Genomic DNA, 9,451 nt, shown 5'->3' on the forward strand with positions numbered 1-9,451 from the left:
CTCAATAACCGATGGCAAATAGAAATATGGCATCACCACCCGTCGCCAATTGACTCGCCAAGGTGGCTGACACATTAGGACTTCCAGAAGTGGGATGGGCACCACATGCATACATGCTTGTGCCAGAGGCCGACGCGTCATTACTTGCGAACACACGAAACACTGAGTTAGGGAATGCTGTTGGATAAGTCCATGTGCCAAACCCATTTGTAGTCCCGGCAACGCCCCACTGGATAATCAGGCCACTTGGTAGTTTCTGATAGCCATTGGCAGCGAGACTGGCGACAAACTGACTGCTGTGTTTGTTGAGGTGGGATCCGCCAACCATTCGCCAGCCTGTTCCGACATTTACAAGAACCACAGAATCAAGTGCCTCAATAGTAAATGACGAAACAGTGTTTCCTCCACCAAGGCCAGGCGCAAGGATATCGACACCCGCGCACGCTATTGTGACGTTTGAGGCACCAGCAGAAAAATGGATCATCGCTCCCAGAGGCACATCCGACTTCGGCGGTAGCGTGATAGTTTTATTGCCTAGCAGTCCATTCCCTACCAACTGAACGCCACAATGTGCAGCGGTAAGACTTATCGAATCGGTAATGAATACAACGGAGCCAAGGTTCCCCATCAAAGCTCTCAACGCCGTCGACTGTGCGTCACGCGTCGATCCATCCTCTGCGTACCAGGCAGTCCCGCCCGCAGTTGACAAGGTAAGGGTATCCCGCGGCCCTAATACAACACTCCCCCCTGCGCCAACCCCGGGAATGCCCGCCATGTAGTCCGTACCCTGCAAAGTCAGAGTTACCGCGGCAGTCGACACATTGGTGAACGTTACGACTCCTCCGTTACCTGCGGTGTGTGCCAAGGGAAGCGTAACGGTGAATGGGGTTACAGAGTTCAGCATGTAAGACATGCCAAACGTGTTGGCGGCGAACAAGGTTACGTTCGCGCTCAAGCTGCCAATGGCCGCATGGTTACCTGAGTTCGTCCTAACAAACTCAGTCGTAGCCAGTAACTTGCTGCTGTCGAATTGCGCCGGCGTATTTGCCGTCGGATTAACCAGCACCGGCGAATTAAGCGGCGCAAATCCTTGCGTGATGTTCTGAAACGCCAACGCCGTAGTGCCCAGCACAATCGCACCATCGGTAATCAACTGCCAGATCGTGTTGGCAAGCGTCGCGCCCTCCTCCACCGAGACAATCAACCCCGAAGTCACTTCGACACTCGCATCGGCATCCTTTGCCCGGACCCAAGCGTCGTTCGCGGCAACGTAAATACCGTTGTCTTTCGCCAAGGCCTGTGACTTGACCAAGACCCGATTCCCGGCGATCACCGCAACACCATCGATCGCCTGCGCACCACTCAAGGCAATGTTGGCCGTCGTCGCCACTCGGACCGACTGCTTCCTGTCGAGCTTGGCAAGCTCATCAGCAACGTAACTTGCAACCCAAGCCCGCGTCGCCTTGACCACCGTGTCGTCAATCAGCAGCGTCACCAGCTCGGCATTGCTGGTCTCGAAAATCGACCGGATGTAGAACTCTTTGCCCGAACCAGACGTGGCCAACACCGGCTTGAACGACTCCGGATATTTGACAATCGCGTACAGGATCCCGGTATCGGTCCAGATCCCGGCCTCACGCACATACCAACCGCCCACTTCAGGCGGGATGGTGACCTCGGCCAGCAGCCAGCTCGGGTTGTTTTCATCCTGGAACAGCGCATTGAGCGGCCCGCGCCAGACTTCACGCTTGAGTGCTGTCGCGGTTGCGGCCGGGTTGTATTCCGTGCCGCCGCCGTCACCGACGGAAATCTGCGACAGCTTGATCGGTGTGCCCGCCGCCTTGCAGGCGGTTTCGTAGGCGATCCCCGCATCGGTGAGCAGGGTGTAGTAGTCGGCCATTTAGGACCCCTGTGGATAAATAGTGGAGGTTTCGACGGTGTAGAGTCCGGCGGCCATGAAGGCCTTAGCCGAGGCTTCCAGCCCTTGGATGACGATCGGATAAACCGTGGTCAGTTCGCCGCACAGCGTGGCGGCGCCGATGACGTGACGGCCGAATGCACTCAAGCCGACCGACACCTTCAAGGTGTCGCGCTCGCTTTTGGCCTCCGCCAGGCGACGGTCTAGACGGGCATCGATTTCTTCGCTGTAGGGCTGCTCGGTAAATGCCCTGACGGAAAAACTGTAGGGCGGGCCAGGGGGTGTTTGCTCATACCAGGCGCGCACCTCAGGCATCAGTTGCAAACCCTTGGCCGCATTTTCCAGCGCCTTTCGCGTCCCGGCTTGCCGGGCGGTGGGCCAGGCAAGCTCAACGGTCAGGCGCTTTTCCGCCTCGGAGGCCGCGGAGCTCCACTCGTTGACCCCACGATCCGCCGCGAGATACGGCAAGAACGCCAAGGGCGTGGTGGCCGGGTTCATCAGCTCGGGAAACGGCGGATCGATGCGTTCGAGCAATCGGGCGAAGCCGAGATCCAGCGCCCGTTCCAGCGGTGAACTGTTGACCGGCAGCAGGCTCGGTCGAGGTGTGTCGTCACTCATAACGTATCCACCTCGACCTCGATGCCCGTGCAGTAGGGGGCTTGAAAAGCCGTCGTCACAATCGGTGCGAGCGGTTCGAGAATCTGCAGCTGAACCGCGCCGGCGCTGTGCAGCGTGTAGTCGATCCAGCTGGGGTCCACCCGTCCTTCCAGGCGATGACACGCCTCGGCATACGCCTGCAACTGCTGTTCGGCGGCAACCTGGGTCAAGCCCGAATCCGGGCCGGCATTGATCTTCGCCACGACGCGGATTTTGTAGGGTTTGATCTGCGCGGCCTGCACGATGACCAGGTCCGTTTCCGGTCGAACATCGGGCCGGGCGAAATGCTGGCGAACACCGTCAAGCAGCGCCTCGGTCGGCGTGCCATCGCCGTCACGGGACAGCACCGTGACCGTGACTTCGCCCGGCGCGGTGCGACGCCCGTTGCCATCCTTGACCTGCGCCGCATGGCCATCTGGGTCGAAGGTGTAGGTAACCGTCACCACACCCGCCGAGGCGTTTTCCACCTTCACAACTGGCCGTTCGCCCAGGGTGAAAATCTCCCGCCGATACTGCATGCGCGATCCGGCCGCCGGGGCGTGGGGCGCCAGGTAGTAACGCAACCGCGCATCGTCATCGCTCTCGTAGACCGGAGGAATGGGCGGGAAGGCCGCCGGGTCGCCCGGATCGAGCAACTGGCGTTCAAGGCCCATGTCCGCGAGGCGAGCATCGAGGTTGGTGCCGGTGGCCCACCACGCCAACATCTGCTTGATGCGGGCGTTGTATTTGCGCTCGTGGATTTGCAACCGGACACAGAACGCCTCAAGGGCCAAGGTCAGCAGTTCGCTTTCGTTTTCGAGGCTGTCCACCAGCTTCGCCGCGCTGGCGGGAGAACGTGCGGCGACGTACTCGACTACGAAGGTCTTGAACTCGGCGAGCAGGTCCTCGAACGCTTCGACGGTGACGATGGCCGGTTCGGCCAGTTGGTTCTGGCCGGGTATCAGCATGCTCATGTCACCACCTCGAAAGTCTGTTTGCGGTTTTTCCAGGTGCCGGCGAAACGCAGCAGCAATCCGGCCCCGTGCCGGCTGGCGACAATGACCTGTGGCTCGAAATCATCGATGCCGTTGGCCGGGTTGTAGAACGCTTGGGCCGCGTGGCTCTGGGCGAGGATCAGCAGGTCGTCGCCGAGGTTCTGCCCCAGCAACTGGGTGAGTGCGCAGCCATACAACGGGCGCTTCTGGCGAGTGCCCAACGGCGTGGTCAGTGCACGGGTGGCGCGCTGCACGAACTGCAGCCAGTCGTCGACCGTGGCGCCGGTATTTCGATCGATTCCAATCATGAGGAAATCTCTTATGCGGTACTGATGACGCGTCCCTGGTGATCCACCACCGGGCCGCTCAGGTGCACACCGGCGGCGTCGAGCCGAATGCCGACGGCGCCCAGTTTTAGTTCGATGGTTTGCGGCGTCATCACCAGAGTCGATGGGCCGATGTTCAATTGCAGGGCTTCACGGGAACCGCTGAACGTCGCCGGGCCGTTCTGCCAGTGCAGGACATGGCTGGCATGGTCGTAGCCGTTTTCCGTACCGTCCTGATAGAGGCGACGCGTCAGCGATGCCTGTGTCGAGACGGGCGGGAACTGACCGCCATTGAGGCCGAACAACGCCACCGCCTGCCCACCGCCCTCGCCGCCGCCATGGTTGAGCAACAGGCACTGCTCGCCCACGGACGGAATCCGCGACTCGCTCTGGGCGCCGGCGCTCGGGTTGAAAAAGCGGATCGCGGGGGTCAGAAGACCGCCATGGCTGACCTTGCAGGTGTTGCTGGCCGCGTCGACTTCCTGGCAAACGCCGATGCGGCAGAAACTCTCCGCCCGCCGATGCAGGTCTTCCAGCTCGGTTTCCATCTGCGCCAGACGCTCGATAATCGGCCCCAGATGCATCCGTAACAGCGCATCAAACATGGCTTAGCCCTCGAGTGCGGTGTATTGGTCTGGGTCGTCGATGTTCGACACTTCCCAGGTACGGGCAAATTTCGGAATGCCCAGCGGGTCCTCCAGCAGCGTCGGGCCGAGGTACAGGGTTTGGTTGAAGGAAAGGGTCCAGGCGGTGTATTGCCGTGCCGGATTGATGAACGTGGACGGCAGGCCATCGAGCTCCGTGGGCAGGTCGCATTGATCGCCCGACAGCCCCCAGCGGTTATCCATGACCAGGTGTTTCAGCTCAGCAGCCAAGTCGCAGGCCTCCCATCCCGGCACGGCCATGACCACTTGCAGGGAAACCGTCAGGAGATGGGCGATGCGCCCGTCGTTGGCACGGTGACCGGGCGCATCACGCTCAAGGGCAATCAGCACCCAGGGTTGGTCGTCGGTGCCGTCGAAATCCTGGGGGCTGCCGACTTTCAAGGCGGGATAAATGGCGCGCAGCGTCTGGGCAATGGCCGAGCACAACTGCGACGGTTTTTCGATGAGGGCAGGCATTGATCGCCTCCTTTTGTATGGGTCAGCGCTGTCGCTTCACTGCTGGTCGGGAGGAAGGTCCCGCGGTGGCACGTCGCAGACGCCGAGCCGCTTGGCGACCCAGCGCTCGTAAAGACCGATCGCCACATCGGCGCCAGCCATGGCGGTCAGGCAACCCAAGGCGCAGGCGCTCCAGATCGACATGCCGAGGGCGTACAAAAGCATGGTTGCCGATACGCCGCAGACCACGCAGGCACCGGAGCGCAAGGCCAGGCGCCGCAATAACGACCAGCCACGGGCGCCCTCCTTGTCAGCACGCCACATCTCGCCGGACACCCCGCCCACCAGGGCGAGCACGATGACCAGCCAGATCGGCATGTCCAGCAACGCTTGTTGCTCGTTTGTCATGTCTCGTTTCCTGGGGGTGATTAAGATTGGGCGGGTAAGTTGTTTGAAGTTGAATGAGATGTGGGTCGGTGAAACCCATTAAGTCGCTAGAAACGGCGTTCAAACGTTTGTCAGGCAATTGGGGGCTGACATCACTTTGGCGCAGCGCAGGTCGCGCCTTTGTAAGTCATGGTGTAGGTGTAGTGCCTGTCCCAAGACAGCGGTAGCGCACTGGGTGCGGCCCATTCCGCGTAGTTACCCGACATCGAACCAGCGACAGCTAACTTACCCATGGCAATGGTCGCGAGATTGTTGGCGCTCCCTGCACCCGGCATTGGCACACTCCCATTCCATTGGAGATCGTCCCCGTTCTGGAACCATGCGCCCTTCCAGCCAGCCTGCGAACTTGAGTACCAGGTATTGTCCGCTTTGAAGCAGATCGTTTGGTTGGCATAAAAACCACCACCCGGAACATGGTAGTAAGCGAATTGCCAGGAACCGACAGGTGAGGTTTCAGCAAACGCATAGAGGGTCTGGGTAGCCAGGACGGCTGCGATAAGCACGCTGAAGAATTTTTTCATTGGTTTATTTCCTTTAGATCAATAGGTTTTTACCGAGCACGTTGATGGTGATGGATGAGTGCTTGGGGGCGGCGGGTCTTCGCAGGGCAAACGATGTTTTACAGTGGCTCAACGATGACGTTGTCGATGAAGGCGAAGTTGGCGTAAGGGTTCTGCTCATTGGAGAACGCCAAAGTCGTTTGAGCCGAAGTGGCCGTGAAGTCATACGTGATGGTGCTCCACTCCACCGCTGTACCTTTCGCCGATGGCGTGTTGAAGGTGACACTCTGCCCCGCCACCTTGACCTGGATGGTGCCGTCGCCGGAGCGGCTGGCGTAGCGCGAATTACCCGCGCTGAAGGTCAAACGGTACTTGGCGCCGACCGCGGTGGCGAAGTTCTGCTGGATACCACCGCCGTTGCCATAGACATAATTGGCCAGGTCGACAATCACAACGCCATCTGCGGCCACGGCCCCCCCGATCGAGGCGGGCATATTGAAGTACTCGGCACCGGACAAAAACGTCGTCCAACCGGTGATGAAGTTGGTTTTCGCCGGAGTATCAAGGATGCAACTGCCGCTGCAACCTGGCTGTTCGAAGCTACCGTTGAGCAGAAGGTTGGCGGCGCTAGCCTTGCTCCCAACGCCGAGCAGCGCAATGGACAGCAACAGCGGAGCGACGTATTTCTTGAAACGATTCATGATTCACCTCTTGAGTTATTGATTGATCGCGCGGTTGATCAACAGCGCTCATCCCGCTCTCTGGCGATCACTCGAGGCTCAACGGCCTTCACATGATTCAACGTCCCGCATCGGGAACACTTGATCTGGAGTTCGGTGTTCTCGCCCATGCGGGCCAGAAGTCTTTTGCAACTACCGCATCTGAAATCCTTCAGCATCAAAAGCCCTCCCATTGGCGGCGGTTTGAAGTACCTCGCGGCACAGGCATTCCAAAAAGCCCGGTTGCCCAGGCTTTTCAGTAATGCGCTTGATCTTTCGGCGCGACTGGCGCGGTACGGATCCATTCAAATTGTTCCTCCGACCGCGGTCCCTGCCCGCCGGATAACTGCTTCTGGTGCTTTACGCTGCACACCCGGGTCAGTTGCCAACCCTCTGAACCGTTAAGGCCGGTTCATCGCTGCCTGTTGGTGGAACTAAAGAGCTTCGTTGCCAGCCGCTTTGTCGAGCGGCTTGGACACAGAATATGCATGGATGCATATACAGTCAATGCGTAAATGCATTTATTTATGCATGATAAATGCGCAAACGCATGAATCCCTCGAGAACATGGGGGTTGCGGGTTTTCAGGAGGCGAAAAAAAACCCGCACGGCGGCGGGTTTTATCTGACAGCGGAGGGGTTAGCGGGCGTACATGCCCCACCAGAAGACGTGACCGAGGATGACGATTTGCTCATCCTGCATTTCCTGGAAGGTGTAGTCCTCATCCGGATGCTCATCACGGTTGAAGCTGCGCAGGCGGATGCCGGTGGGCAGGCGATAAAGCTGCTTCACCCGCAATTGGCCGTTGTGATTGATGGCGTAGAGGTCACCGTCGACGATGTCGCCGATCCCGCATTTGCCTGCGTTCACCCCGACCGTGGCCCCGTCGCGCAGCACCGGCAACATGCTGTTGCCGCGCACCGTCACGCACTTGGCCTGGTCGAACTGCACGCCATTATGGCGCAGGCTGCGCTTGCCGAAGCGCAGGCTTGAGCGCTCGCTTTCCTCGATGACGAATCTTCCTGATCCAGCAGCCAATTCAACCTCGCGCAGAAAAGGGACCGACACTTCGTCTTCTTCGACGGGTGTTTCGTCGTCCCACAGGCTTATGTCCTTGAGTTCGGAATGCGGCTCATCGCGGCGGGCATTGCCGACGGGCACAACGTCCGCGCGCCCGCGCAACTGGTCGGTGCTCACGGCGAAGTATTCGGCGATCTTCGAGATGTGTTTATCCGAAGGGTCGACAATCTTGCCGCTGAGGATCCGCGAGAGGGTGGACTGAGGCACGCCGGTACGCCGGTGAAGCTCCGTGGGGGAGATCCCGTGCTGATCGAGCAATGCTCTTAATACGGTAGAAACGTTGCGTTTTTGCATAACGCGCATAGTGCTTGTTCTTTTCGCAGAAGACAAATGCTGTTTTGCATAAATATGCAATATGTAGGAGCTGTCGAGTGCAACGAGGCTGCGATCTTTCCTCAGACACTTGAATCTCAAGCGAAAGATCAAAAGATCTCAGGCTTCGCCAGCTCCTACAAAAGCCAAACTCTCCAACCCCTGGATTTGCCCTACAGGCCTCTAAGAAAAGACTCCAAACCCGTCCTTCAAATGTGTGACGCAAGGCTACGTTTCCTTGCGCCTCTGCCTACAACTACGCCAGAATCCGCCGGCTTGTGCGCCTTGGGGCCCATCGGTACTTTTGATCCTGTCACTGCCCATCAGTGATCGGGTTTAGTAGCTCGGTATCTCCAAGATGTACATCGCCCCATCCAGTCAGGTGTTCCTACTCCTGCATTCGATGGTAGCTGTGCGCAGGGCGCCTTCGGGTGCGCCGGTTTCTTGGATCCCCGGTCTACTAACCTGCGTACAGCTGCCACCCATTTCGTTTAGTAGCGAATCGGTGATGGCTCCCACTTCGAGGATCCAAGAATCATGAGCAAGCACACTCCAAATCCCCCAACCCCAGACGATCACGTCTCCCGCAGCCAATCGGCCAACGCCAAGAAACTCGACGACGCGGCCACTCGCGCCCTGGACTATTACCTCAAGCCGAAAGCCGACAAAGAAACCTGCGACACACCCGACACCCTTTTCGTCATCGCCCCTAACGTCGACGCCGAATGCCTGCTCGCCAATCTCAGCGAAACCCTGGCCTCGGCCAACGCCATGGTCAGCGACCTGGCATTCGACCTGAAGGGCTCGCGACGGAATATAGCGCTAGGGGTCCAGCAGATGATCGAGCTGAGCCAGTTGCTGGCGAATCGGGCGTTGGATGTGGTCGAGGTGAGGTAGGCCTCCATGATGCAAGCCGAGACCTAAGAGAAGCCCGAGTAACCACTGTGGGAGCGAGCTTGCTCGCGATAGCGGTAGTTCAGTTACAACTAAGTTGTATTGGCTGCCGTCATCGCGAGCAAGCTCGCTCCCACAATTTGATCGGAGTCCAGATGCCAGAACCAGGTCGGCTATCAGGCCGCCTCGCGAGCAAGCTTTGCTCCCACAGGTCCTGCTCAAACAGATCTGATGGGTGTACGACCAGGAGAGCCAGGTCGGCTGTTAGGCCGCCTCGGCGTGGACGTTGATCTCGGCGCCCCATTAACCACGCTGGCTGAACGAAGGTATTGCGCAGTGGGCAACCCGGCATGGATGCCGGGTTAGCCGCGCTGGGCCATGGATGGCCCTTCGCGGCGGCCCACGGAGCAATGCCGGAGTGAGGGCACACCGAGCCTAGGCGAGGTGCCAAGTGGTGGGGCAAAAGCGTTTTGCTTACTTTTGCGCTTCTCAAAAGTGAGCCGCCGTCAGGGCGGAACCCTAAG

General features: G+C 59.1%; 12 protein-coding genes. 1 reads left to right on the forward strand and 11 read right to left on the reverse strand.

Annotated elements, in window-relative coordinates; all coding sequences use genetic code 11:
• Position 1: 1 nt before the first annotated feature.
• The 11 genes from LQ215_RS22300 to LQ215_RS22350 all read right to left on the reverse strand — a co-directional run bounded on the left by LQ215_RS22300 (position 2) and on the right by LQ215_RS22350 (position 8,015).
• Complete coding sequence (locus tag LQ215_RS22300; protein WP_230152606.1) at positions 2–1,900, reverse strand: phage tail protein; 1,899 nt, start codon at positions 1,898–1,900, stop codon at positions 2–4.
• On the reverse strand, positions 1,901–2,536 hold the full coding sequence (locus LQ215_RS22305; protein WP_230152607.1) for a phage tail protein I: 636 nt from the start codon (positions 2,534–2,536) through the stop codon (positions 1,901–1,903).
• Positions 2,533–3,528, reverse strand: coding sequence for a baseplate J/gp47 family protein (locus LQ215_RS22310; RefSeq protein ID WP_230152608.1), 996 nt, complete (start codon positions 3,526–3,528; stop codon positions 2,533–2,535). Before LQ215_RS22310 ends, LQ215_RS22305 begins: the two co-directional genes overlap by 4 nt.
• Positions 3,525–3,857, reverse strand: a complete 333-nt coding sequence (locus LQ215_RS22315) for a phage baseplate protein (protein WP_230152609.1) — start codon at positions 3,855–3,857, stop codon at positions 3,525–3,527. The genes LQ215_RS22310 and LQ215_RS22315 overlap by 4 nt, the downstream gene beginning before the upstream one ends.
• A gap of 11 nt (positions 3,858–3,868) precedes the next feature.
• Positions 3,869–4,480, reverse strand: a complete 612-nt coding sequence (locus LQ215_RS22320; RefSeq protein ID WP_230152610.1) for a phage baseplate assembly protein V — start codon at positions 4,478–4,480, stop codon at positions 3,869–3,871.
• Between the two features lie 3 nt (positions 4,481–4,483).
• Positions 4,484–4,996 carry a hypothetical protein gene (locus LQ215_RS22325; protein WP_230152611.1) on the reverse strand — a complete coding sequence of 171 codons (513 nt, stop codon included), beginning with the start codon at positions 4,994–4,996 and terminating at the stop codon, positions 4,484–4,486.
• A 36-nt stretch (positions 4,997–5,032) separates the two neighbouring features.
• A complete protein-coding gene (locus LQ215_RS22330) occupies positions 5,033–5,383 on the reverse strand; it encodes a phage holin family protein (RefSeq protein WP_230152612.1) in 351 nt (116 codons plus the stop codon).
• Positions 5,384–5,514: 131 nt separating this feature from the next.
• Complete coding sequence (locus LQ215_RS22335) at positions 5,515–5,943, reverse strand: hypothetical protein (RefSeq protein WP_230152613.1); 429 nt, start codon at positions 5,941–5,943, stop codon at positions 5,515–5,517.
• 98 nt (positions 5,944–6,041) lie between these two features.
• Positions 6,042–6,623 (reverse strand): DUF642 domain-containing protein, encoded by a 582-nt coding sequence (locus LQ215_RS22340; protein ID WP_230152614.1) that lies wholly within the window; start codon positions 6,621–6,623, stop codon positions 6,042–6,044.
• Between the two features lie 38 nt (positions 6,624–6,661).
• Positions 6,662–6,820, reverse strand: coding sequence for a Com family DNA-binding transcriptional regulator (locus LQ215_RS22345; protein ID WP_079303843.1), 159 nt, complete (start codon positions 6,818–6,820; stop codon positions 6,662–6,664).
• A 460-nt stretch (positions 6,821–7,280) separates the two neighbouring features.
• Positions 7,281–8,015 carry a LexA family transcriptional regulator gene (locus LQ215_RS22350; protein ID WP_028237204.1) on the reverse strand — a complete coding sequence of 245 codons (735 nt, stop codon included), beginning with the start codon at positions 8,013–8,015 and terminating at the stop codon, positions 7,281–7,283.
• A 555-nt stretch (positions 8,016–8,570) separates the two neighbouring features.
• On the opposite strand from LQ215_RS22350, the gene LQ215_RS22355 reads away from it, so the two are divergent.
• Complete coding sequence (locus LQ215_RS22355; RefSeq protein WP_230152615.1) at positions 8,571–8,930, forward strand: DUF6124 family protein; 360 nt, start codon at positions 8,571–8,573, stop codon at positions 8,928–8,930.
• Positions 8,931–9,451: the final 521 nt, after the last annotated feature.

It is taken from the genome of Pseudomonas brassicacearum, assembly GCF_918698105.1.
Classification (GTDB): Bacteria; Pseudomonadota; Gammaproteobacteria; order Pseudomonadales; family Pseudomonadaceae; genus Aquipseudomonas; species Aquipseudomonas brassicacearum_F.

What these genes read in the sequence shown, in the direction of transcription:
- LQ215_RS22330 (WP_230152612.1), bottom strand. Translation starts at nt 5,383, where the DNA reads ATGACAAACGAGCAACAAGCGTTGCTGGACATGCCGATCTGGCTGGTC.
- LQ215_RS22305 (WP_230152607.1), bottom strand. Translation starts at nt 2,536, where the DNA reads ATGAGTGACGACACACCTCGACCGAGCCTGCTGCCGGTCAACAGTTCA.
- LQ215_RS22340 (WP_230152614.1), bottom strand. Translation starts at nt 6,623, where the DNA reads ATGAATCGTTTCAAGAAATACGTCGCTCCGCTGTTGCTGTCCATTGCG.
- LQ215_RS22350 (WP_028237204.1), bottom strand. Translation starts at nt 8,015, where the DNA reads ATGCAAAAACGCAACGTTTCTACCGTATTAAGAGCATTGCTCGATCAG.
- LQ215_RS22300 (WP_230152606.1), bottom strand. Translation starts at nt 1,900, where the DNA reads ATGGCCGACTACTACACCCTGCTCACCGATGCGGGGATCGCCTACGAA.
- LQ215_RS22310 (WP_230152608.1), bottom strand. Translation starts at nt 3,528, where the DNA reads ATGAGCATGCTGATACCCGGCCAGAACCAACTGGCCGAACCGGCCATC.
- LQ215_RS22335 (WP_230152613.1), bottom strand. Translation starts at nt 5,943, where the DNA reads ATGAAAAAATTCTTCAGCGTGCTTATCGCAGCCGTCCTGGCTACCCAG.
- LQ215_RS22355 (WP_230152615.1), top strand. Translation starts at nt 8,571, where the DNA reads ATGAGCAAGCACACTCCAAATCCCCCAACCCCAGACGATCACGTCTCC.
- LQ215_RS22345 (WP_079303843.1), bottom strand. Translation starts at nt 6,820, where the DNA reads ATGCTGAAGGATTTCAGATGCGGTAGTTGCAAAAGACTTCTGGCCCGC.
- LQ215_RS22320 (WP_230152610.1), bottom strand. Translation starts at nt 4,480, where the DNA reads ATGTTTGATGCGCTGTTACGGATGCATCTGGGGCCGATTATCGAGCGT.
- LQ215_RS22315 (WP_230152609.1), bottom strand. Translation starts at nt 3,857, where the DNA reads ATGATTGGAATCGATCGAAATACCGGCGCCACGGTCGACGACTGGCTG.
- LQ215_RS22325 (WP_230152611.1), bottom strand. Translation starts at nt 4,996, where the DNA reads ATGCCTGCCCTCATCGAAAAACCGTCGCAGTTGTGCTCGGCCATTGCC.